At 60.5% G+C, this 25,990-nt stretch carries 10 protein-coding genes; 1 reads left to right on the top strand and 9 read right to left on the bottom strand.

The window, feature by feature from the left end; genetic code table 11:
* Positions 1-86 precede the first annotated feature (86 nt).
* The 7 genes from G1C97_RS08935 to G1C97_RS08905 all read right to left on the bottom strand — a co-directional run bounded on the left by G1C97_RS08935 (position 87) and on the right by G1C97_RS08905 (position 21,347).
* The gene (locus tag G1C97_RS08935; RefSeq protein ID WP_169241472.1) at positions 87-9,002 is read right to left on the bottom strand and encodes a beta strand repeat-containing protein; all 8,916 of its coding nucleotides are present in this window, start codon (positions 9,000-9,002) and stop codon (positions 87-89) included.
* The gene (locus G1C97_RS08930) at positions 9,002-9,661 is read right to left on the bottom strand and encodes a hypothetical protein (protein ID WP_100496804.1); all 660 of its coding nucleotides are present in this window, start codon (positions 9,659-9,661) and stop codon (positions 9,002-9,004) included. Before G1C97_RS08930 ends, G1C97_RS08935 begins: the two co-directional genes overlap by 1 nt.
* A complete protein-coding gene (locus tag G1C97_RS08925; protein ID WP_100496803.1) occupies positions 9,658-11,385 on the bottom strand; it encodes a serine/threonine protein kinase in 1,728 nt (575 codons plus the stop codon). Before G1C97_RS08925 ends, G1C97_RS08930 begins: the two co-directional genes overlap by 4 nt.
* A gap of 255 nt (positions 11,386-11,640) precedes the next feature.
* On the bottom strand, positions 11,641-15,684 hold the full coding sequence (locus tag G1C97_RS08920) for a DNA-directed RNA polymerase subunit beta' (protein ID WP_169241471.1): 4,044 nt from the start codon (positions 15,682-15,684) through the stop codon (positions 11,641-11,643).
* A 147-nt stretch (positions 15,685-15,831) separates the two neighbouring features.
* Positions 15,832-19,395 carry a DNA-directed RNA polymerase subunit beta gene (gene rpoB / locus G1C97_RS08915; RefSeq protein ID WP_100496801.1) on the bottom strand — a complete coding sequence of 1,188 codons (3,564 nt, stop codon included), beginning with the start codon at positions 19,393-19,395 and terminating at the stop codon, positions 15,832-15,834.
* Between the two features lie 188 nt (positions 19,396-19,583).
* Entirely contained in the window at positions 19,584-20,357 is a 774-nt protein-coding gene (locus G1C97_RS08910) for a hypothetical protein (RefSeq protein WP_169241470.1), read from the bottom strand.
* 66 nt (positions 20,358-20,423) lie between these two features.
* Positions 20,424-21,347 carry an HhH-GPD family protein gene (locus G1C97_RS08905; RefSeq protein WP_169241469.1) on the bottom strand — a complete coding sequence of 308 codons (924 nt, stop codon included), beginning with the start codon at positions 21,345-21,347 and terminating at the stop codon, positions 20,424-20,426.
* Positions 21,348-21,633: 286 nt separating this feature from the next.
* Here G1C97_RS08905 and G1C97_RS08900 point away from each other — a divergent pair, with 286 nt between their 5' ends.
* Positions 21,634-22,233 (top strand): tRNA (cytidine(34)-2'-O)-methyltransferase, encoded by a 600-nt coding sequence (locus tag G1C97_RS08900; RefSeq protein WP_205832591.1) that lies wholly within the window; start codon positions 21,634-21,636, stop codon positions 22,231-22,233.
* Between the two features lie 246 nt (positions 22,234-22,479).
* Here the strand turns inward: G1C97_RS08900 and G1C97_RS08895 are convergent, their stop codons facing one another.
* Positions 22,480-23,082 carry a hypothetical protein gene (locus G1C97_RS08895; protein ID WP_169241468.1) on the bottom strand — a complete coding sequence of 201 codons (603 nt, stop codon included), beginning with the start codon at positions 23,080-23,082 and terminating at the stop codon, positions 22,480-22,482.
* Between the two features lie 1,011 nt (positions 23,083-24,093).
* Entirely contained in the window at positions 24,094-25,848 is a 1,755-nt protein-coding gene (locus G1C97_RS08890) for a zinc-ribbon domain-containing protein (RefSeq protein ID WP_169241467.1), read from the bottom strand.
* Positions 25,849-25,990 lie beyond the last annotated feature (142 nt).

Below are 25,990 nucleotides of genomic sequence, written 5' to 3'. Positions count from 1 at the left end.
CCCGACAAAGTGTCGTTCCAGCCCGTCATACGTTGTCACTTCCTGTCCGTCAGACTATCTGTTGCAGTCACGGAAGCCGCAGCATTTCAGCGTGCGTTCTTCCTGCGCTGGCTCGCCCAGATAATCGCGCCGGCGATGGCGGCCAGTGCCAGCAGGGCACCGAAGACCATCGTGTTGCGGATCCATCCGGTGTGCATGGCGTACTGCCACCAGTTGGACGCCACGTAGACATTGTCGTAGGTGGCGGTCGCCTCGTTACCGGCCTTATCAATCGTGTGAATCACGATCTCATGGGCCTTGGCATCGGCGTCCAGCGTCATGCTCGGCGTGGACTTGAGCAGTTCGGCACCCTTCCAGCTGCCCTTGAGCTGGCCATCCACGTACACCTCGGTGGAATCAAGGGCAAGGTTGTCCTTGGAATCAATCGAGACATTGTGGCCCTGCTGGTCGTAGTAGACCGAGCCGGAGCGGACGCCCAGCAGCGAGGCGGTCGGCGCGGTGGAGTCGAGAGCGAAGTTCACTTCGGCGTTGCCCTTGCGTTCTTCGTCCTTCTTGTCCATCGTGTTCTGAGAGAGGTTGCCCGCCTCATCCACGGACTGCACCTGCACACGGTAGTAGCCGTCGGAAGAGAAGTAGGATGCCGGCACGGTGTAGATCGTGCGGCTCCAGCCACGATCGTCGGAGCTCTTCGCGGTGAAATCACCGGCCTTGAGCGTGGTCGCCTTGTCGTCCTTGGCTACCACGACCTGACGGGTGGTCGGGTCAAGTCCGGAGACGTTGATCTCGGTGATCACCACATTCGATGCCTTCTTCAGATACGCGCCACGCAGGTTGGTGGTGTCGGAATCGAACATGTAGGTGGAGCCGAAACGGTTCACCGAGAAGGTCTTCTGGGCTTCGAACTTGTTGCCTGCCATATCGGTGGCCGTGGCCTTGATGGTGTAGACATCGTCCACATCCACCTTGCGGTCGAAGTCCGTGAAGTCCACGGTGCGCGTGTTGTCGGAATTCGTGGTGATGCTGCGAGGCAGATTCTCGCCCTTCAGATCGCCGCGATGAGCACCGACCAACGTGTAGGTCACGTTGTTCATGTCGATGTTCGTATCGTCAAAGTCGATCAGCGGTGCGACGGTGCCGGCATAGGCGGTCTTGTCTTCCACACGGTCGATCTTGATCTGCGGCTTGGTCTTGTCGATCACGAATTCGGGCTCGCTCACCTCTTCAGCCACGTTACCGGCCAAATCGGTGGCCGTGGCCTTGATGGTGAAGTGCGCCTCGCCGGTGAATGCCACCGTGTTGGTCCACTCGGTAGATTCACGCTCGCCACCGGTACGGCTCCAGCCGGAAGGTCCGGGGGCAGCGGCATCCGCACCCTTGTCGTCCTTCGCGGTAACGGTGATCACCGATTCGCCATCGGAGAAGTTACGCTCGACTTCCTTGACGGTGGCGGTACGGTCGGCGTCATAGTACATGCCGTTCTTCGCGCTGTTGTTGTCGAAGGTGAGCGCGAGCTTCGGCGCGATGGTATCGACCGTGAACTCGTCGTGAATGGTGTTCGAGGCATGCTCGCCCGGATCGGTGTAGGCGATATCCACCACCCAGTCGCCATCACTGTTGGCACCGAAGCTGGCGACATAGGTCTTGCGATCGCCGTTCAAGTTCGTGAAAGCGGAGACCGGCACGGTGGTCTTGGCTCCGTCCACGGTGGTGGTGACGATCACACGGCCGGGCTCGTTCTTGACGGAGAAGTCAAAGTTCGAGTCGACCAGAGTGACGGTACCGGTGCGGTGGGCCTTGTAGTACTTGCCGTTGCGCACATCATTGTTGTCGTATGCCAGAGAGACCGTGGGTGCCACGGTGTCGATGGCGATGCCGTCAACGTTCTTGATGTTGTTCGCGGCTTCAGTACCGTTCACGCCGGCGTACTGGTTCAGCGCACCCGTATCCACCGGGTTGCCGGCGGCATCGGTCAGCTTGATCGAAGTGTTGCCCAGCGTCAGACGCTGGCTGTCTCCGCTGAAGCTGAAGCTGATCGAGCCGGAGGCGGCGGAACCGTTGTAGGTCACCTGCGGAGCCGGATGGGCGGCGGCATCGGCAAGACGGTTGTCGAAGCCGAGTGCGCTGAACGCCACGCTCTCCTTGTTGCGGGCGGAGCAATCGTTGCCGTCGGTGCTGGCGGCGCGAGCCGAGCAGATGCCGGAGATCGGATCAGTGACGCCGTTAAGGGTTACGGTCACGGCATTGTTGGCAAAGATCCACTTCCACTTGGCCGGCGAGGTCACCGAGGAGGTGAGGTTGCCGAGCTTCGGGGCGGTCCAGTCCATAACGAACTGCTTGGTCACCTGCTTCTTGGCGTTGAGGCCGGAGTAGGCGAAGTTCAGTCCGTAGTGGCCTTCGACTTCGTCGTTTTGGTTGGTGTTCACGACCTGCTGACCGGAAATCTTCCACGTGTAGGTCTCGCCCACCTGGCTCCAGCCGGCGTCGGTGACCTTCAGGCCCTTGATGCCGGTGACGCCCGCGTTCGCGTCCTGCGGAGCGGTGTCGCCGGTGCTGCCGGCGAGCAGGTTGCCGTGCAACTGGTTCAGTTGCTGGTAGAGCGGGAACCACTTATCGGTGACTTCGTAATCCACCACGGTCTTGCCGCGGAAGTAGTAGCCGGCAACGGTGGAGTCGGCGTAGTCAGAGGCCTTGGAGACCTTGAGACGGACCGAGTTGTCATCGTTCACGTCAGCCACGATGGCGTTGTAGTTGATGCCGTCCTTGACGACCTCTTCCTCGCCGTTGCCATCCAGTACGGAGTCGGCCTTCATCTCGTTGCCGGCCTTGTCCTTGGCGGTTACGGTGATCTTCGCGAGATCGTAGAAACCTTCCTGCGCCAGAGTGATGGTGAAGGTGCCCTTGGTGGCGTCGACCACGGCAGTCTTGTTCCTGACTTCGGTGCCGATGGTCTTGCCGGCCAGATCGGTCGGTGCCGGGATGGTGTAGGTCACGGTGTTGTCCGTGATGCCGGAGGTGCCCAGTTCGTTCTTGGCGTCGCTCTCGCGGTCACCCTTGGCGCGCTGTTCGGCGGGCAGCAGATCCTTGACGGAGACCACGAACTGCTGCTGGCCGGCCTTGGCGTACACGTTGTACTTGGTGCCGTTCACCTCGTAGTTCTCGACCAGATCGGTGCCCTTGGTACCCTTGGCCGCGCTGATCTTGGTGATCTGCGGGTTGACGGTATCGAGCACGAAGCTGGCCTTGGCCGGGCTTGCGAGCAACGTGACGGAATCAGCGGACAGCTGCGTGCCGAGCACGTAGTCGCCGTTGACCTGACCGTTCTGCCTGTCAAGCGGCTTAATGAACTTGGCAAGCGTGTCACCGCTCCAAGTGATGGTACCGGCGGACTTGTCGAACTCGCCGTTGCCGAAGGTCAGACCGTTGAGTTCCACGCCATTGGGCTTGGCGGCGTAGGTCACGGTGCTGCCGGTGAACACGTCGGTGTTCTTATAGGCATCGGAGGTGAGGATATCGGAACGGAAGCCGAATGCCGGATCGTCCGTAATCTTCAGGCTCAACGAGTCGATGGACTTGTTGTAGGTCGCAGCGACCTTCGCACCGTTGATCAGCGTCTGGGTGGTGCCAGCCGCGGTGGACACGGCGATGGAATCCGGCACACCGTTGGCCTTCAGCGCCTTCTTCAACTCGGCAAGGGTGCTGGTGGCCTTGTCCACGGTGTTCACATCGGCGCTTACCGTGCCGTCCTTGGCGATCTTCCAAGCACGGTCGGAGGCGGTGATGCTGATGTTCTTCAGCTCGTAGATGCCGTTGTCGGCGAGGGTCATGGTGAAGGTGCCGTCGGCGTTCTTGGCGACCGCCAGCTGCTGTTCCTTACCTACCTTGCCGTCGAAACCGGTGATCTTGGCGGTTGCCTTGACGGAGTTTTCGTCCAGACCGGAGGTGTTGTTCGCATCGCTCTTGGCGTCGCTGGTCGCATTCTTGTTGGCCAGCAGATCATGCACGCTGAAGGTGATCGTGCGCTGACCGTTGGCGAGCAGCTTGGCCGGGGTCTTGGCGTTATCCGCGAGATCGGTGTCCTTGCCGTTGTAGGTAAGGCCGGTGAAGGACGGAGCCTCGTGATCCACGCCGATCTGGACGGACTGCGCGGTGTAACCGACCTTGCCGCCATCTTCCAGAGCACCGAACAGCGTCTGCAGAGCGGCGACTTCCTTGTTGGAGGAGTTGTAGGTTCCGGACAGGGCGAAGGTCAAGGTGTACATACCGTTGTCCGCGCCGGAAAGCAGCGCCTTCTTACTATCCGCGGGCTTGCAGGTGATGAGGTAGGCGTCGCCGGACTTGACCGGTTCGGTGGAGGTGTCCAGCATGCAGGTGCCGTATGCCTCACCCTCACCGGTGGTCGCGAGCTTGCTCGTAATTACCGCGGCGTTCTTGTAGTGCTTCTTGACGGCCTTCCAGCGGCTTGCGAAGGAGGTGTTGCCCTCCACCTTGAGCTGGATGGTCGGGATGGCGTCGCCATCCTTCAAGTGCAGGTACTTGCCGTTCACATCCTGCTTGCCGTTGACCAGAATGGTGGTCTTGATGGCCTTGTCGGCGTCGGCGTTGCTGATGGTGATGGAGTCGATGCCCTTGAGGGTGCTGTCGGCCAAGTCGTCGGCAAGTGCTTTCAGGGACTTGGACACGGTCACGTTGCCGATGCGATCGGTAACGGTCAGGTACATCGTGCTCATGTCATAGCGATGATCCGCCTTGTTGAGCGTCAGCGTGTAGCTGTCAGTGGCGGCATCGTACGGAAGAGTGGTGGTGGCACCATCCTCCTTGACGACAACTTCCTTATCATTGGCCAGACCAGACACCTGATCGGCATCCGCGGCGGCCTGATCGGCGCCATGTCCGGGCAGCAGATCAGCGGCCTTGATATGGATGTAGCGGGTGGTGTTGCCGTCCGCGGTGATGATGTCGCCATCTTCGATGGTCTGGTCCACACCGTTGTTGGCGTCATATGCGATGCCGGTCACGGTTGCGGCGGTGTTGTCGAAGCGGAACTTCACGGAAGTGGGCGCGTCGGCATCCTGCAGCTTATCCACCAGGGTAATGGTGTGGTTGCCGTTCTTCTGGGCATCCGGCAACGCGTCGAAGTCCTTCGTATCCACGCTCAGCGTGAACACGCCATTCTTGTCCGGGCCGGACACGGGACCGGCGTACAGCTTGTACTTCGCCCCCGTCTCGGAAGTACCGGAAGCCACAACCGGCTCGCCGGCATCAGGATCGTTCGGCAGACTGTCGATTACGGACTTGAACCACGTGGACTTGGAAGTCAGCGCGATGCCATCAAGCGTGTTTCTCGTGGCAACGCCATCGATATCGGTCGCATCCGGCTTCACTGTGATGGACGGATACAGATCCTCGGCAACATTGTTGTTGGAGACCATGAACTTGGTGTACTTGAAGCTGTCCTGTCCGGCAACATCGAATGCCTCGGCAACGTTGGAGACCTTGTCCTGAGCCACAGCGGTGGCACCGGAGAAGGAGTACGTGCCCGCAGCAGTCAGTTCCACGGTGTAGGTGCCATCGCCATTATCGGTGGCGGTGAAGCTCTTGGCGACCGGCGCGGATTCGTTGCCGTCGGCATCGACCTTGGAGAACTGGACGTTGTCCAGCGTGACCTTGGCGATACCAGAGCCCTTGCCATTGGCATCGGCATCGGAAGCAGCAATGATCAGCTTCGCGGTGCCGTTGATGTAGATGGTGGTACCGTTCAGTTCCTCGGTGGTGCCTTCCGGCGTGTAGGTCACGGCGGTTACCTTGGCCGGCGTGGTGTCCACACCGAAGTTCACACCCTCGACGCCATTGGTGCCGAACAGGCGCTGCACATCCACGCTCGGGTTGTCGGCAAGCTTGAAGGCGTATTCGCCATCGTCGCTCAGCTGGGCCCACGTCACGGTTGCATTGCCGTCCTTGTCGGCGGTCACGGCGAGGTTGCCCAAGGCGATGTCAGTGGCATTGCCGTTGAACGTACGAGTCACCGCTGCATCGGTGCTCTTGCTCAGAGCCGAGGCAATCTTGGTAGCCAGCGGATTGCCGGTAATGGTCGCCTTCACGGTGACCGGCTTGTTGTACCACTTCAGGCCGTCGGCACCATCCGCTGCATCCTTGCCGTCGGCGTCCTTGACCACTTCGAGCTTGGTGTCGATAGCGGAAAGCTTGCCGGCGATGGTCAATACGGACGGCAGGTCGTTCTTCGTGGCGATGGCATCGATATTGGTGAGCGTGGAATTGTTCACCTTATCGTTTACCTGGATAGTGATGCTGCTGAAGTCGTAGGAACCAGTGGCCTTGAGGGTCACGGTCACGTTGTACTTGCCGGCCACGTCTGCGCCGTTCTCATCGGTTGCCGCAGTCACGGCGTCGATGCTGTAATCAGCTGCCTTCAGGTCACGGGCCTCGGTTGCGCCAAGGTCGGTGATCTTGCCGTTCAGCTTGATCGCAGAGGCATCACCGTCGGTAATGCCGGAACCGGCATCGGACAGCGCAAAGGTCAGCGTACGGCTTGCAGTGGAATCGGCATCCGCGCCAAAGGCGATGGTCTCCTTGTCGGAGGCCTTGAAATCATTGGCGTCAGCGGCATAAGTCACGCTGTCGACAGTCGGATCCGTGGTATCCACGCCAAAGCTGGTTCCCGCGATATCCGCGGTACCGAACAGACGCTGAACGTTCACGCTCGCGGCATCGCCCGTGTTGGCGATGCCGAACGTGTACTCGCCATCGGCATCAGGCTGACGCACGCTCCACGTCACGGTCGCCTCACCGTTCTTGCCGGCGGTCACCGTAAGGTCGCCCAAGGTGACGGCATCCTGAGCCTTGCCGTTCAGCGTACTGGTGACGGCTACATCCTTGCTGTTCTTCAGCGCCTCAACGATCTTGGCCGCCAGCGGGTTGCCGGCGACGGTCGCCTTCACCGTGGCGGGCTTGTTGTACCACTTCAGGCCATCCGCACCATCCACTGCATCCTTGCCGTCGGCGTTCTTGGCCACTGCAAGCTTGGTGGTGACGTTCAGCGCGCCGGCGATCGTAAGCGGCGTCGGTAGTGCGGCACCGGCGATCTTGTTCAGCGCGGTGTCGCCGGTATCGTTGCCCATCTGATCCTTGACGGCGATGGAGATCTTGCTGAAGTCGTACGATGCGGCGGCCTTAAGCGTCACGGTCACCGTGTACTTGCCGGCCACGGGGTTGCCGTCGGCATCGGCGACCTGTGCCACGGCGACGTCGTAATCATCGGCCTTCAGGTCACGAGCCTTGCTTGCACCGAGATCGGTGAGCGCGCCAGTGCCCTTAAGCGTGATGGCGGAAGCATCATCAGCGGTGATGCCGGCGCCGGAATCGGTCAGCGTGAAGGTCAGGGTACGCTTGGCATCGCCGAAAGCGATGACCTCGCCGTTTGCGCCGGCCAGATCGTTGTTCTTGTCGGCTCCATAGGTCACGGAGCTGACGGTCGGTGCGGTGCCGTCGATGGAGAACGTCTTGCTTTGCGCGGTGTCGGCGGTCAGTCCCGGCAGCTTGTCGTTCAGCGCGACGGTGAAGTTGCCGTCCTTGAGGTCAAGGCCTGCTGTGCCACAGTCCACGACCTTGTCCTTGGCGGTGTACACGTCGCATGCGGCAACGGCCTTATCGCCTGCACCGGTGGTCAGCAGCTTGATGTTGTTGTCCTTGAGCAGGGCAAGTTCGGTATCGAAGTAGTCGCTTTCACTGGTTACGGAGAAGCCGGTGACGGACTGGTAGTACTTGACGCCGTTCACGTCCTTGCCATCTGCCGGCTTGCCGTTCACCTTCAGGGTGAGGTTGCCGGCCTTGGTGTCGACTACCGAGGTCTGGACTGTGGCGTTGGCATCGGCGGCCTTCAGCAGGTCGGTCAAAACGGCGGAATCGGACACATTGCCCGCAGTGTCAGTGGCGGTCACCGAGAACTTGGTCAGATCGGCGCTGCCTTCAGGCAACGTCCACGTGTAGCCGGCATCGCCCGCAGTCAGATCCTGGGACTTGGGCTTGTCGCCGCTCTTGTCGGTCAGCGTGAGCTTTGCGGCGTCTGCCGGAGCGGTGAACGTTACGGTCGGCGCAGCGGTCGTCAGCCACTTGGAGCCATCCTTGCTCTTCAACCACGTGGCGTCATCGTTGAACTTGGCACCAGAGACGGCATCCGGCTTGGTGGTGTCATGAGTGAGCTCAGGAACAACGATGGTGCTGTTGCCTTCAGCATCCACGAACTTGCTCAGGTCGAGCGGGGTTTCCTTCGTGGCATCGTAGACCGGCGTGTCCACGGTAATGGTGAACTTCGTGCCGCTGTCGCCGTTGAGGGCAAGCGACGGACCGTCGTTCGGCTTGACTTCATAACCGGTGACCTTGCCATCGGCATCGGTCACCTTGGTGAAGTCGCCATAAGAGATATTGAATCGGCCGCCCAACGGCTCGACATCGATGGCCAGCGCGGACTGGTCCTTCTGGGCACCGGTGTACTTGCCGTCCTTATCGAAGGAATCGTCGGTCGGGAATCCGGCATCATTGGACAGCGTGATGCCCAAACGTACGGTGGATGCGTTGGTGGCGCCAGAGGTCAGCGGCTTGGTGCCGTCGGCCACCACACCGTCGTCACCGGCGGCATATACCGCGATGTTCATCGACGGGGTCGTGGTGGAGGCATCCGGATTGTTGCCGGCGTCACCGGTTCCATCGGCCGTACCGTTATCGCCATCGGTATTGCCATTGTTGGCGTCGCCGCTGGTGTTGTCGGCAGCGTCACCGGCACCGTTCGCATCGTTCTGCTTGACGACCTTGAACGTACGCGTCGACGTTACCGTATTGGCGGCAGGGGCAGAAGCCTGAACATCGGGATTGTCTTCCGGAGCGGCGTTGGCCACTACGGCAGAGGCACCCATGGCCAGCGCGGCCACGGACACGGCCACGCCGATAACGGGCTTCAGCCAGTTCTTTTTGGTATGCAACGAATTCATCAGTGTTTCTTCCCTCCACGAACCAGAATGGTGCGGGATTCATCGTCATCGGACGGTTCGTCAGTAGTCTTGCGGAATTGCATGAGGGCGGTCTCGCCCTCATCCGCCAGTTCGGCGGCGGAGGCCATCGACACCGGAATCTCAACCACAGATTCAACGGCTGCCTTGGTACCCAAGCGCGTGCTTTCGTCTTCTTCCTCGACCGGCGCGGAGTCGGTCTTTGCGGCCGACCCGGCAGAGCGGGCGGCATCCGGGACGGCAGAAGGCTTGTCGGCAGCTGGTCGAGTCACGCCACCCTTGGTGGAGGCGGAGCCCAGCGAGCCGGAACCGGTGCCCGAACCCGTACCGGTGACCGGACGGAACTCGATATCGCTGGTGTCGTGCGTACCAGTACCGGTGCCGGTGGTGGAATCGGACGCGGAAACGCCCTTCTTACGCTGCTTGCGTCGCTTGCCTTCGCCCATCTCCTCGGCGTTCACCCAAGAGCCGGCGCGCACGCCACGCAGTTCGGCGATCTCACGCTCGGCACGCTTGCCGGTGAGTGCATCGCGCACTGCAGGAATGTTGAACTTGCGGAAGAGCACGACGGCCACAACCGCAAGAATTATGGCCAAAGCCAGGAATACGACTGCCAGAGTCCTATAGGTATCAGCGTTCACTTGGCATCCCCCTTGATATCGACGAAGGCGTTGGCGATGGCGTCCTTGGTGGGTTGTACGGCTTCCTGCGCGGTTTTCTTGCTGGCGTCCAGCTCGTCGGTGGTGGTCTGAGCCTGATCGGCGAGCGTCGCGGCGGCATCCGCCAGATCGCTCATGGCCTGCTGCTTGACACCATCGGCGCGGAACTTGCGCGGATAGACGCGCAGTGCATCCAGAGTCAGGTTGGCGGCTTCGAGGCGAATCACATCGTTATTCTCCTGACCGGCCGCGGTCACCAGATCGTTGAGCTTGGTGAAGTACGGCAGGTACTTGCCCGAATCGGAGCCCTCGTTGATCAGCGGCACGATCTCGGTGTTGAAGTCGGCGATATCGGCGTAGATCTTGGCGATCTTCGCGTTCTTGAAGTTGGTATCCTCGGCGGCGTTGTGCATCCACTGCGAAGCGGCACGGATACGCGCATAACGCTGCGGGTCCGTGTTGGTGGCCGATGCCGTCTGGCTGGCCATCTTGGAGCCGGAATAGTAGTACCAGTACATACGGCCGGTGTCGTAGCTCAGCGAAGCCCAGCTGTCCGCATCCTTGCGCAGATCGGTCGCATGCTGGCTGATGAGCTCGTTGTAGATCTGTTCTTCAGCATCGGTGAAGTCACCGTCAGCGGTGTAACGCTTGATCAGTTCCTCATACGGCTGGGTGGCGGTGGTCTTGACTTCGGCGGCACGCACGAACGCCGCTTCGGCGGCTGTATCATCGGTGTTCTGCGCGCCCTGGGCCATCCAGTAGTCGTAATCGCTGTTCTGTGCGTGGTTGGCAAGCAGCATGCAGCCGCCGGCCAGTGCGAGGCAGACCACGGCGGCGATCGACGTGCCCAGGAAGCCATGCCACTTGGCCTTCAGCGCGCTGCGCCAAGCTTCGTCTTCCTCACGATAGTGCTTGAGCGCGTATGCGAAATCAGCGCAGGTCTGGAAACGTTCGTCCGGATTCTCGCGGGTGGCCTTCTCGATGACGGCCTCAAGACCCTGAGACAGCGACGGGTTGATCTGGCGAATCGGTACGATGCCGTTCTTACGCGGGTGGGAGCCGGTCAGCAGGTAGAACAGCGTGGCACCCAACGCATAGATATCGGTGCGGGCGTCCACCGTGGCGCCTTCGGTGAACTGTTCGGGCGCGCCAAAGCCCGGCGTACCCAGCTGACGGTCGTCGCCCACCAGCGGCTTGTTGTCGGCCCCCTTGCCGGTTTCCAGCGCGATGCCGAAATCGATAAGCTTGATGGAACCTTCCGGCGTGAGCATCACGTTCGAGGGCTTCATATCGCGGAAGATCACCGGGTGCTTGCGGCGATGCAGATAGTCGAGCACATCGCACAGCTGAATGCCCCAATCCACCACGTCGTCTTCGGACTGCGGGCCTTCCTTCTTGAGCAGGCTTGCCAGAGTCTGGCCTTCCACGTAGTCCATGACTACGAACAGGCTGCCCTTTTCCTCGATCAGATCGACGATACGCGGAATCGCCGGGTGGTCGAAGCGCTTGATCATGTTCGCCTCGACGGTCAGGCTTTTGATGACCAGATCACGCTGCACAGGATCGGAGACGTTACGGATCTCCTTGACCGCCCACTGCTTGTTCAACGAGGAATCCATGGCCAGATACACGGCCGACATGCCGCCCTTGCCGATCTGGGTCAGGATCTTGTACCGCTTGCCGACCACTGTGTTCAATCCCACCATAGGTGGCCCTCCAACACTTGTCTTCTTCTCTACACAATCACGACGTGCAGGAACGAGCCGCAAACCACCGGTGAGATACCTACACTCCTAGACCGTCACCCTACACGTTCCCCTCTACCGGATACCTTCCCGGAAAGCTTGTTTTTATTACGATTGCATGAAATATGAGACGGCCCGGACCCTTGATGAAGGTCCGGGCCGTCTGAGTCACCTCATACGAGGCCGTCGAATTGCCGAATCACGACCGGGCACGACTTACTGCTGGTCGCCCAGGCCGAGGTCGTCGCCCTGGTCGGAGTAGAAGTCGTCCGGGTTGAAGTCGTCGCCGAGCTTCAGATCACCGAACTCAAGGTTCGAGAAGTTCAGGTCGGACAGGTCGGCATCGGAGAAGGTCGCGTCGCCGAGGTCACCGTCGCCGCCCAAGCCGAAGTTCGGGTAGATGGTGTCGCGGATGGCCTTGTCGGGCTCGACCACGGCGTTGCGGTAGCGGGCGAGGCCCGTACCGGCCGGGATGAGCTTACCGATGATGACGTTCTCCTTAAGACCCTTGAGGTCATCGACCTTCTCGGAGAGGGCGGCTTCGGTGAGCACGCGCGTGGTCTCCTGGAAGGATGCGGCGGACAGCCAGGAATCGGTGGCCAGCGAGGCCTTGGTGATGCCCATCAGCGCCGGACGGCCGACGGCCGGCTTGCCGCCGTTCTTGACCGTGTTGCGGTTGATCTCGCGGAAGCGGGCGTTGTCCACCAGCTCGCCGGGCAGCAGATCGGTGCTGCCGGAGTCGATGATGGTCACGCGACGGGTCATCTGGTGCACGATGACCTCGATGTGCTTGTCGTGGATATCCACGCCCTGGGAGCGGTACACGGTGTGCACTTCTTCCACGATGTTCACCTGGGCGGCGCGCTTGCCGAGGATGGTGAGGATCTTCTTGGGGTCTACGGAACCTTCGACCAGCTGGGTGCCGACCTTGATGTGGTCGCCATCCGCCACCTTGAGCGGCACGCGCTTGGAGACCTGATAGGTGATCGGCTTGATGATGCCCTCTTCCTTCGGAGCGCCGGAATCGGCGTCCGGGGTCAGGATGATCTGACGGCCGCGATCGTTCTCCATGATCTTGATGGTGCCGGCGAACTCGGTGATCGGCGCTTCGCCCTTCGGGGTACGCGCCTCGAAAAGCTCGGTGACACGAGGAAGACCCTGGGTGATATCGGAAGCCGCGGCCACACCACCGGAGTGGAAGGAACGCAGCGTCAGCTGGGTACCAGGCTCGCCGATGGACTGGGCGGCCACGATACCAACGGTCTCGCCGACGTCCACCAGCTTGTTGGTGGCCAGGGACCAGCCGTAGCACTTGGCGCACACGCCACGCTTGGATTCGCAGGTGAGCACGGAGCGGCACTTGACTTCCTCGACGCCGTGGGCCACGAGGTCGTTGAGCACGTCCATGGACAGAGCGTCGTCGCGCTTGTACAGCACGGTCTGGCCGTCGGCCGGGTCGATGACGTCGGCGGCGAGCAGACGGGAGTACGGGCCACCGTCGGCGGCCTTGACGAGCACCAGGTTGCCGTCGGCGTCGCGATCGGCCACGCGGATCGGCAGACCGGCCTTGGTGCCGCAGTCCTCTTCGCGCACGATCACGTCCTGGGAGACGTCCACCAGACGACGGGTCAGGTAACCGGACTCTGCGGTACGCAGTGCGGTATCGGCCAGACCCTTACGTGCGCCGTGCTGGGAGATGAAGTACTCCAGCACGGACAGGCCGTCACGGTAGTTGGACTTCACAGGACGAGGAATGATCTCGCCCTTCGGGTTGGCCACGAGGCCTCGCATACCGGCGATCTGGTTGATCTGCATCATGTTGCCTCGTGCACCAGACTGCACGATGATGGCCAGGTTGGAGGTCGGGTCGAACTTCTCCTCGACTTCCTTGGACACCTCGGCGGTGCACTCGGTCCACAGGTCGATAAGCTCCTGACGACGGGCTTCCTCTGTCAACAGACCCATCTCGTAGTTGGCGTTGACCTTATCGGCCTTGGCCTCGTACTCGGCGATCTTCTGATCGCGCTCCGGAGGCTCGTTCACGTCGGAGAAGGCGAAGGACACACCGGACCACGGTGCGCGGGTGAAGCCGAGATCCTTCAGGGCGTCCAGCGTGACGGCCACCTGCTGGGTGGAGTAGCGCATGGCGATGTCGTCCACGATCTTGGACAGACGACCCTTGGCCACCTGATCGTTGACGAACGGGTAGTCGGTGGGCAGCGTCTGGTTGAACAGGATGCGGCCGTAGGAGGTGGCGAACAGCACACTGCCGTCGTGCATGCGCTCTTCCTTGGCCACGTCGCTCTCGCCTTCGCGGGGATCGAGCACCTTGACCTCGCCCGGCTCCCAGTTCTTGGGCAGCACGAAGGTTTCCGGCAGACGAATCAGCACCTTGGCCTGCATGTCGATCTCGTGGCGGTCGAGTGCCATTTCGGCCTCTTCCAGCGAGGAGAACACGCGGCCCTGACCCTTGGCACCCTCAAGCACGGTGGACAGGTAGTACAGACCGAGGATCATATCCTGGCTCGGCATGGTCACAGTGTGGCCGTCGGCGGGCTTCAGGATGTTGTCGGAAGCCATCATCAGCGAACGGGCCTCAGCCTGAGCTTCGGCGGACAGCGGCAGGTGGACTGCCATCTGGTCGCCATCGAAGTCGGCGTTGAAGGCGGCGCAGGCCAGCGGCGGCAGGTGGATGGCCTTGCCTTCCACCAGAATCGGCTCGAAGGCCTGAATACCCAGACGGTGCAGCGTAGGTGCACGGTTGAGCAGCACCGGATGCTCGGAGATGACCTCTTCGAGCACGCCCCACACCTCGGCGTCGCCACGGTCCACCAGACGCTTGGCGGACTTCATGTTCTGCGCGTAGTTCAGGTCCACAAGGCGCTTGATGACGAACGGCTTGAACAGCTCCAGAGCCATCGGCTTGGGCAGACCGCACTGGTGCATGCGCAGGGAAGGACCGACCACGATCACGGAACGGCCGGAATAATCGACTCGCTTACCGAGCAGGTTCTGGCGGAAGCGGCCCTGCTTACCCTTGAGCATGTCGGACAGGGACTTGAGCGGACGGTTGGAGGCACCGGTGACCGGGCGGCCGCGACGACCGTTGTCGAACAGGGAGTCCACGGCTTCCTGGAGCATGCGCTTCTCGTTGTTGAGCATGATCTCCGGAGCGCCGAGCTCGATGAGGCGCTTCAGACGGTTGTTACGGTTGATCACACGACGGTACAGGTCGTTCAGATCGGAGGTGGCGAAACGGCCACCGTCGAGCTGGACCATCGGGCGCAGATCCGGCGGGATGACCGGGATCACGTCGAGCACCATGGCCTCCGGCTTGTTGCCGGTGGTCAGGAAGGCGTTGACGACCTTCAGACGCTTCAGGGCCTTGGTCTTGCGCTGCTCGGAAGCGTCCTTGATCTCCTCGCGCAGTTCCTTGGAGATGGACTCCAGATCGAGGGACTGCAGACGCTTCTTGATGGCTTCGGCGCCCATGCAGCCGTCGAAGTAATCACCGTAGCGGTCCTGCATCTCGCGCCACAGGTCCACGTCGTCCACCATGTCGCCGGGCTTGAGCTTCTTGAACTTGTCGAAGACGGCGTCCACACGGGCGATCTGGTCGTTGTAACGGGTGCGGATGGCGGCCATATCGCGCTCGGCACCGTTGCGCAGCTTGGCGCGGGCCGGCCCCTTGGCCTCTCCAGCCTCCTCAAGGGCGGCCAAATCCTCTTCGACCTTCTTGGCGCGGGCTTCGATATCGGAGTCACGGCGCTGCTCAAGGCGCTTGATCTCCGAATCGAACTCGTCCTGCAGGCCGGGCATATCGTTGTGACGGGTCTCGTCATCCACCTCGGTGACCATGTAGGAGGCGAAGTAGATCACGCGCTCCAGATCCTTCGGGGTAACGTTCAGCAGGTAGCCGAGGCGGCTCGGCACACCCTTGAAGAACCAGATGTGGGTGACCGGGGCGGCCAGCTCGATGTGGCCCATACGCTCACGACGCACGCGGGAGCGGGTCACTTCCACGCCGCATCGCTCGCAGACGATGCCCTTGAAGCGCACGCGCTTGTACTTGCCGCAGGCGCACTCCCAGTCGCGGGTCGGACCGAAGATCTGCTCGCCGAACAGACCGTCCTTCTCGGGCTTCAGGGTACGGTAGTTGATGGTCTCGGGCTTCTTGACCTCACCATGGCTCCAGCCACGGATGTCATCGGCGGTGGCGAGGCCGATGCGAATCTTGTCAAATGCGTTGACGTCCAGCACTTGTTAATCCGTTTCTTTAGAAAATGTTTCGTTCACGCTTAGCGGTGGAGCCGTGCTCAAGGCCGCCCGTCGTAGTCCCGCATACGCGTTGCGCAACTCGCAGACGCTGCAGGACGGGCGGCCTTGGCATGCACGGCCCGTGTTGGATCACTGGTACTCGGGCTCTTCGGCCTTCTGGTCTTCCTTGGCGGCCGCGTCGGGGCGGGCGCCGATGTTGAAGCCCAGATCGTCAGTGGAGCTGACCGGATCGTCTTCCTCGTCCTTCATGTCGATGGCCACGCCTTCAGCGTTCAGGACCTCGACGTTCAGGGACAGGGACTGCATTTCCTTCAGGAGCACCTTGAACGACTCGGGGATGCCGGCCGGCGGCAGGTTGTCGCCCTTGACGATGGCGCCGTAGACGCGCACGCGGCCGTCAACGTCATCGGACTTGGTGGTCATCATCTCGTGCAGCGTGTAGGCGGCGCCGTAGGCCTCAAGGGCCCACACCTCCATCTCACCGAAGCGCTGGCCACCGAACTGGGCCTTACCGCCGAGCGGCTGCTGGGTGATCATGGAGTACGGACCGGTGGAGCGGGCGTGAATCTTGTCGTCCACGAGGTGGTGGAGCTTCAGCATGTACATGTAGCCCACGGAGATCGGCTTGGTGTACGGCTCGCCGGTACGTCCGTCGAACAGGGTCGCCTTGCCGTCCGGGCCGACGAGGCGGTCGCCGTCGCGGTTCGGCAGCGTGGTGGACAGCAGACCCTTGAGCACCTCAGGCTTGACGCCGTCGAACACCGGGGTTGCCACCGGGGTGTTCGGCTCGGCCTTCTCGGCACCGGAGGGGATGAGCTTCTTCCACTCGGCTTCCATATTCGGATCGAGGGAGATGTCCCAACCGGAATGAGCGATCCAGCCCAAGTGCAGTTCGAGCACCTGGCCCAGGTTCATTCGGGAAGGCACGCCCAACGGGTTGAGCATGATGTCGACCGGGGTGCCGTCGGCGAGGAACGGCATGTCCTCTTCCGGCAGGATGCGGGAGATGCAGCCCTTGTTGCCGTGACGACCGGAGAGCTTATCGCCCACGGTGATCTTACGGTGCTGGGCGATGTAGACGCGGATCATCTGGTTGACGCCGTTGGGCAGCTCGTCGCCGTCCTCCTCGGCATCCTCGCGGGTGATCTCCTTGACGCCGATGACGGTGCCGGTCTCGCCGTGAGGCACGCGCAGGGAGGTGTCGCGCACCTCGCGGGACTTCTCGCCGAAGATGGCGCGCAGCAGTCGCTCCTCCGGGGTCAGCTCGGTCTCGCCCTTCGGGGTGACCTTACCGACCAGAATGTCGCCGGCCTCGACCTCGGCGCCGATGCGGATCACGCCGCGCTCATCGAGGTTGGCCACCGCGTCCTCGCCGACGTTCGGCAGGTCGCGGGTGATCTCTTCGGCACCCAGCTTGGTTTCGCGGGCGTCGATCTCGTACTCCTCGATGTGGATGGAGGACAGAGTGTCGTCCTGCACCAGACGCTGGGAGATGATCACAGCATCCTCGTAGTTGTAGCCGTTCCACGGCATGAAGGCGATGAGCAGGTTCTTGCCCAGTGCCAGATCACCGTTCTGGATGGCCGGGCCGTCGGCCAGAACCGAACCGGCCTCCACACGCTCGCCGTCGTGGACGATCGGGCGCTGGTTGTAGCAGGTGGTCTGGTTGGAGCGCTGGAACTTGGCCAGCTTGTAGGAGCTGGTGGTGCCATCGTCGTTCATCACACGGATCAGGTCGGCGGAGACGTAGGTCACCACGCCGTCCTTGTCGGCCTTGATCACATCGCCGGAGTCGTTGGCGGCACGCCATTCGGAGCCGGTGCCCACCAGCGGGCGCTCGGATTCGATCAACGGCACGGCCTGACGCTGCATGTTGGTACCCATCAGGGCTCGGTGGCCCTCATCGTGCTCCAGGAACGGAATCAGGGAGGCACCGAGGGAGACCATCTGACGAGGTGAGACATCCATGTAATCCACGGAGCTCACCGGCACATCGACTGCCTCTTCCTCGCCCACTCGGGCAAGGGCGGACTTCTGTACGAAGTTGCCGTTCTCGTCGAGCTCCTGGTTGGCCTGGGCGATGACGTGGTCGAGATCGCGGTCGGCGGTCATGTACTCGACCTCGTCGGTCACATGGCCGTTGACGACCTTGCGGTACGGGGTCTCGATGAAGCCGAACGGGTTCACGCGGCCGAAGGTTGCCAGAGAGCCGATCAGACCGATGTTCGGGCCTTCAGGAGACTCGATCGGGCACATACGGCCGAAGTGGGACGGATGCACGTCGCGCACCTCCATGGAGGCGCGGTCGCGGGACAGACCACCGGGGCCCAGAGCGGAGAGACGACGCTTGTTCGTCACACCGGAGAGCGGGTTGTTCTGATCCATGAACTGGGAGAGCTGGGAGGTGCCGAAGAACTCCTTGATGGTGGCGTTCACCGGGCGGATGTTGATCAGGGACTGCGGGGTGATGGCCTCGGCGTCCTGCGTGGTCATACGCTCGCGCACCACGCGCTCCATACGGCTCAGGCCGGTGCGCAGCTGGTTCTGGATCAGCTCGCCGACCTGACGGATACGACGGTTGCCGAAGTGATCGATATCGTCCACGTCCACGCGCAGGTCCACGTCCTCGCCGTTGCGCTTGCCCGGGAAGGTCTTGGCGTCGTCATGCAGGGCCACCAGGTACTTGATGGTGGCGATGATGTCTTCCTGATGCAGGGAGCGATCGTTGAAGTCGGCCTCAAGACCCAGCTTGCGGTTGATCTTGTAGCGGCCCACGCGAGCCAGATCGTAACGCTTGGTGTTGAAGTAGAAGGAATCCAGCAGGTTCTTGCCGGCCTCAGGGGTCGGGGTGTCCGCCGGACGAATCTTGCGGTAGAGGTCCACGAGGGCCTCGTCCTGGGTCTCCAGGGTCTCGCGCTCCAGAGCGTCGAGCACCAGCGGGTAATCCTTGAAGGCCTCGCGGATCTCCGGCTTGGTCATGCCGATGGCCATGAGGAACACGATGGCGGACTGTTTGCGCTTGCGGTCCACACGCACCTGCGGCTGGTCCTTCTTGTCGATCTCGAACTCAAGCCATGCGCCGCGGGACGGGATGATCTTGGCGCCGAAGACTTCCTTGTCGGAGGTACGGTCCTGCTGACGATCGAAGTAGACGCCCGGGGAACGCACGAGCTGGGAGACGATGACTCGCTCGGTGCCGCCGATGATGAAGGTGCCGTGCGGGGTCTGCAGCGGGAAGTCGCCCATGAACACGGTCTGGGACTTGATTTCGCCGGTGTCGCCGTTCTCGAACTCGGCGTTCACGTACAGCGGTGCGGAGTAGGTGTAGTCCTTCTCCTTGCACTCCTGAACCGTGTGGCGCGGCTCCTCGAAGTACGGGTCAGAGAAGGTCAGGGACATGGTCTGGGCGAAGTTCTCGATCGGGGAGATCTCGTCGAAAACCTCATCGAGGCCGGAAGTGTGAGGCACGGTGTTGGTGCCGTTGGCCTCATCCTCCTCGACGCGCTTCTTCCAGCGGTCGGAGCCGATCAGCCAATCGAAGCTGTCGGTCTGCACGCCCAGCAGGTAGGGCACATCGATAGGTTCCTTGATGGAACCGAAGTTCACGCGATCCGACGCCTTGTGCAGGTCAATGTCATGCTGGTCGGCGCGTGCGATGATGGTGGTGGTGTTCGTCGTAGACTCAGTAGCCAATGGACGTTCCTTATCGCTCGCTTAGATTACTAGTAATTCCCCTGGGAGCGCCGGCATGGCCACCATATGCCTATGCGGACGCTTCATTGTCGATGGCATGCCCGCAATATGACACACCTCATGCAAATTCTTCAGCATAGCGATATATAGGGACAACTCCAGTCGTGGATTGCAGCTGCCCAGACTGCCTATTCTACGGTGAACACCACTTTGTCGCTGGTGACCTTCGGATGGTCCTTCAGGCTCAGCTGCGCCACATAGGTGCCGGCATTGACTCGCGCCCACGTGTCCTCATCCGTGCATTCGGCAAGCGAGCCGTTGGCATCGGTGTTCCAGGTCAGCGTCCGGGCGTCCTTGTCTCCCTTGGCCATCAGCAGCATACGGGAGTCGGCCGCACACAGGTCAGAGCGGTAAATCGTATCGTTGCCGGAGGTGATGGTCAACACGCGCCCGGCGTCCGAGCCGTCTATCAAGCAGCTGCCTGACCCCTCATACACGATGGTCGCCGTGAAATCCAGCGATCCGCCCACACCCACGGACTGCGATTTGGAGGACAACTCCAGCGAGACGTCCTTGGCCGTACAATCCTTGACGCTGCTGACCTTCTTGGGAGTGGGCACGGCGTCGCGCGAAATCGCATAGATATCGTCATGATGAATCAACGTATTGATGGCACCGATGCCGCGGCCCAAGCTGTATACGCATGTGCCGATAAGCGCCAGTCCCACCAGCACAATCAATGCCGCCACAATGCGACGGCGACGGTACATCGCCCGCTTCTTCTTGCTGAGCTTGCGCTTCTTCGGTCCGGCCGGGCGGCCGGGCACAGTCGTGCGCATACCTGCACTCCCGCGACCGAGGCGGCCAGAGCGAGCGGACATAGCCGATCGTCCGGCACTGAAGTCCGCTCCCCTACCGGACCTTACGCCGTTTGCACCCGAATTGTTCCTCTGTACTGCCATAACGTTTCCAGTCTACGGTCGCACCGGCTCGCACACACGGCAAGGGGCGTCATTTTCACCAGAACATCAGCCTTGCGGCAAACGCAACATATCATCTTCGGTGATTTCGATCAGTCCGTCATCGTCAAGGCTGGCGATGCAGGAGGCCAGCTGCACCTGATCATTCCACAGCTTCCCGGCGTCCTTTCTGGGCAGTGACGCACCGGCAGGCAGCTCGCGCAACGCCGCAAGCACCAATCCCCTCACCTGACGGTCGGTGCCTTGGAATCGTTGGCGAGGCCGGGTGCGACGCTGGCCCAAACCGGGACGGCCGAGTTTGAGGAACATACAATCGTCCGCAACCGGACAAGCCTCGCACAACGGTGATTTCGCCGTGCAGACCACGGCCCCCAGTTCCATCACCGACTGATTCCACGTCACCGATTCGCCCGCCCCGCTCTGTTCCGGCAGCACACGGTTGGCGAGCGCCCGCTCGGCCGGGCTGGCCGCTCCCCCAAGCGACTCGACGCCCAGAAACACGCGGCTGAGCACGCGGCGAATATTCGTGTCGATCACAGCGATACGCTTGCCGAACGCGAAGCTCAGCACGGCGGATGCCGTATAGTCGCCGATGCCGGGCAGACCGATCAATTCCTCATAGGTATGCGGCAGTTCGTCATGGTATTGCTCGGTCACCACGCGAGCGCATTCCTGCAATCGCAGGGCGCGGCGGGGGTATCCCAACCGCCCCCATGCGGTGATCACATCCGCTTTGGGCGCGTCTGCGAGCGCCTGCGCGTCCGGCCATCGTGCCATCCAATCGGTCCAGTACGGCACCACCCGGCTCATCTGCGTCTGTTGGCTCATCACTTCGGAGACCAGTACTCCCCAAGGGCTGGTTCTGCCGAACCGCCATGGCAGATCGCGCGCGTTCGCCTCCCACCATGCGGCGAGCTTGATACGGGTCCGCTTGAGCTGCTGCGCATCAGTATTTGCCGAATTTGCCGACATGCTCGTCTCGCTCCTTGGGTTTTCTATATTTCGATATTCCGAGTCTTTTCTGGCCTTTTCGAGTATCAAGCATCACCTTGACCGCCCCTGCTAACCGGACTTGCGACTTATATTCGGTTTTCAGGCCCGTCCACGGTGTCGGTCATCGTTCTTATCCTTAGCAGCTATGACGAACGAGACGGACATGACCCCGCACACCGCTGACCACCAATCGAACGCCGATATCGCCCCGGCATCACACGTCGCATCGAATCCGGCGTCAAACCCGGAATCCAAAGTCGAGAAGATGTTCGAATACGGCTACCGCAAGTCCAATTACGGGCCGGACGAACTGGTGACCGACGCGCACGGCAATCCGATCAGCGTGGTCGATGCGATGCTTTCGGCTGAAAAGGCCGCCGCCACGGAAACCGTCACACCGCACCTGTGCTATTACTCCCCGCGCATTCCCGGCAACACCGGTTCGGCCATCCGCCTGTGCGCGGTGACCGGCACGATTCTGCATCTGGTGGAGCCGCTGGGGTTCAATCTGCGCGACACCAAGCTTCGCCGTGCCGGCCTCGACTATCATGACATGGCCCACGTGGTGCTGCACCCGAATTTCGAGAATCTTGTGGAGTCGATGCCCAATTCGCGCATCATCGCCTTCACCGCGCACGCCACCAAGCTGTATACGGACATCGAGTATCGTCCTACCGATATTCTGCTGTTCGGTCCCGAGCCGGGCGACATCCCCGATCCGATGGACATCATGGCCGGCCCGCACGTGGCCGAGCAGGTGCGTCTGCCGATGCGCCCCTCCCTGCGCTCGTTGAACCTGACCAACTGCGCGTCCATCGCCATTTATGAGGCATGGCGTCAGCTGGGCTTCGCCGGCGGACGGTGATTGAGTCCGGACGCCGTTTCCGTTTGACCGTCGGTTCCGCTCTTTTCCGAAACCGACTCCTATCGTCTATCGTCCCAGCCCGCGTCTCAGTGTACGTTCTTCCAGACTAAATCACTCATCATCTGGAAGAACGTACGCTGACTCCCACTCAGCGTACGTTCTTCCTGAAAAGCATCAAATTACTCTGGAAAAACGTACGCCTGCGCCATTCATACGCCAGCTGTTTTCTCAAAATCATCAGAACGATCATCTCGCCGAACGAATTTGCGGCACACCGGCATCCTTCAGCATGTGAAATAGGCGATTCGTTGTAACGGCATCCTCATAGGTACAGTGCAGTATGGTGGTCACCCCTGCCGCCCGCAACGCCCAGTCCCGCTCGTCGCGTTCATTGAGAATCTGTTTGGCGCTACGCCCCTTGGTCATGGAGAAATCCTCATATTTGGCCATGCCATCGTATTCCAGTACGATAATGCGGCCATCATGCAATCGCCACAGAAAATCAACACGATAACGACGTGTGGGATGTGCAGGATCACAGAATTCGATCTGAAGCTCCGGCAACGCAAATCCGTCATTGATGATTGACGCACGAACCACAGATTCCCCACCGTTCTCGCTTCTGGCATCAACATAGGTAAGCAACGTTTCAATAGGTGCGAGGCTCACACGCAATCCTTTGCACGCTTCCCGCACCATTCGCATATCCACGCCTTGTCGTGCGGCGGAATCGAAAATCGGCAATGCGTACAGGAAAGGTAGGCTCAGCCCGCAATCAATCAATGTGCGGATTTCGTCGGTCACCATGATGCCATTCACCTGTTTGGCGACGGCGGACGAAATGTACATACGCCTTATTCCATATTGCGGCACGTAACAATCACTGGTATTCGTGCACTTCTCGTTTCGCCGGCTCCGACGAGAGGAAAGCATGTTCCGTCCCGAATGATTAGACACTTTTCCTCGATCGGCGGTGGCGCACCCAAAGGTATCCACACGATGCACGGTGTTATCGTGCAGTTTCCAAGGATGATCGAAACCATAGGCGTCCGCGGCGGTCAATCCGGCGAACACCCAGTTCGGGTGCAGCAACGAAAGTCCACGAGCCACATGAAGCGTACGTTGGCATTTGTTGAGCTGGCCCCAATACTGAGGTGATGCATATAGATTTTTATACGGTGAGCACAGCTCGCCGACCTCATGTCGTCGCTTCAACGCACAACGCATGGCATCCGTGTTCCCGACTACGCAACGATGCTCCTGCTCGGCTTGAGATAAAGCCGAATTCACTGCTTTGTGCTGCTTCATTTCCTCACGGTAAGGGCAATCGACGGATTGCGCAAACCGATACACATTTGCTGTGGACAACTTCCTTGATCTGCCGATCAAATGTGGATAACTGTGTTATTGAACATTACCAGCCCAACCAGTAGGCAAACAGGTCGGATGCCATCAGTTATCAAAACCGTCATCCTCACTATGAAAATCATCTCCGGTAATCGAACACAGCGAAACTCATTCTTCCATTCCGACCGTATACCAGTTCCGACGTATATCAGTTCATCGTGAGCCGGTCCCGACTCACGCCAGTCTCACCCGCGCATCGGTCTCACCGTTCGTCCACCTCACCGTACGTTCTTCCAGAGTAATTTCAGACTTGTCTGGAAGAACGTACGCTGACTCCTACTCACCGTACGTTTTTCCAGATGAGAGATGATTTAGTCTGGGAAAACGTACGTGACGGCTCAAGATAACTCGTGACGATCCGTCTCGTAACGACTTACGTTACGAGACGACGAGTCAGGACGACTCACGTCACGAGACGAGTCAGGACGACTCACGTCACGACTCACAAAAACCTCACGCCACGCGCCGACCGCACTGCGGGCAGAATTTGACGCTGGCATCGCCCAATGCAGCTCCGCACGACGTACAGAACTTCGGTCGCGACTGCCCGGCTTGCGCCCCGCCCGGAACCTGCACGGGACGTTGACCGGACTGAGCCATAGTCGGTAACGGAATAGCAACGCCTGATGATGCCGGCGGCATGGTGCCTGACACTCCAGAAGCGCCCGGTACGCCCGGTGCACTCGGCGCATTCGGCATGTTCGGCGCATTCGGCATCCCCGGAACGCCCGGCATACCCGACGCACCCGGCATCGCCGGCACCCCCGCACCAAACGCGCTGATACCACTACCAACACCAACACCGGCCACGCCACCGGCCGCCACCTGCCGACGCCGACGTCTGCGCGCACGCACCACCAGCAGCACGATCACCACCAGCAGTATCACCGCCGCGCCGGCACCCACACCGACCATGATCCAAGCCTTCGGTCGGGACCACGGATTGCCGCCTATGCCGGTGTCATAGATCAACAGTTTGGCGGCATTATCTCCGTCTGCATATCCTTCGCTCGTGGGCACCGTGGCAATCAGCAACGTACTGCTGTCATGCGACAGACTGACCGCTGACGAACCGAGATACTGACGATTCTTGTCCGGAGTCGCCACTGTCGACTTCGTACCGGTCTTCATATCGATGACCTCAACACGACCATCGGAATCACCAGACGATCCAGCGAATGCATACCGGCCATCTTCCGACAGGCTCACAGACGAGACGCCACCCTCCCAAGCAAGCATCTTCATGAGCGACGAGTCGTTCACGTTCCATATCATGCGCCCGGCAACGGTATCGTAGATACCCACTGACGATAGATCACTGACGTCGGAGTACCGCAACGGCTCGGATGGGCCACCCGATTTGCCTTCATAGACGAGCGCGTATCGATTACCGCCTATAACACCTACGGCAGTCGGCTTGTCCGAGAGGTAACTCATCTTCCCGGTTTTGGTATCCAACCTCGCATATATCGCGTCATAATCGCTGGTATAGAAAACCACCAGCATTGTCTTGCCATCGGGCATAAACCAGTATGGCCCCACAGTGTCGAAATTGATGCCGGAGGGGAAACTGACCGACTTTGAATCAGTTTTCTGACCAGTTGTCAGATCATAGGTATGCAACGTACCCGAAGAACTTCCCGATGAAGCTTCAATCGTATACACATGAGAAAGCGTCGAATCGGTGACGTATCCAAAAATATCGCTTAGGTCCACGGAAGGCAGCAATCGCTGCTGTTTGACGTCATATACGGCAACTGCTGCGTTGTCGTCTGTGCCCTCGTAAATAATCAAACGATCATGGTCGGCCCATGATAAATACCAACCGTCCTCCAAGGTCAGTCCGGGCAACACGGTGGTCTTTTTCGTGGCCACATCGATCATATTGACTTGTTTGTCCACGGAATCATAGAAATAGACGTACTTGCCATCCTGAGAGACCATCACGGAATAGGATTTATCGCTGTCAGCTTTCTCGCTGGCGATTTCGGTCAGGGATACATCCTTGGTCGTCACCATGAAATATTTAGATACTTCTGTTCCCTGATTCGACGCCGATACAACTGCAACCGAACCATCGTCAGATACGCCGAGGATCGAAAGATCCGTGTAGTTCTTGAAATCCGCGCTGCCGGTCTGCTTGAGGGACGGCCCGTCGGTCAACGGCCCGTCCGCCGCCCAGGCCGGCGTGGGCAGCACCAGCGTCATAAGAAGCAAAGCTATTGAGGCAAGCGCCGCGCACGCCACTCTTACTAGACAAGATACAGAAGATACAGATCGCAATACCGGCCGCTTCATGATTCGTCTCCCTTGATCTCTCACGCTTGACCTCTCACGAGACCACGGGACA

Source organism: Bifidobacterium olomucense (assembly GCF_012932375.1).
GTDB classification, from domain to species: domain Bacteria; phylum Actinomycetota; class Actinomycetes; order Actinomycetales; family Bifidobacteriaceae; genus Bifidobacterium; species Bifidobacterium olomucense.
The sequence above is the reverse complement of the archived record's forward strand: the minus strand, read 5'-3'. Positions and strand labels throughout refer to the sequence as shown.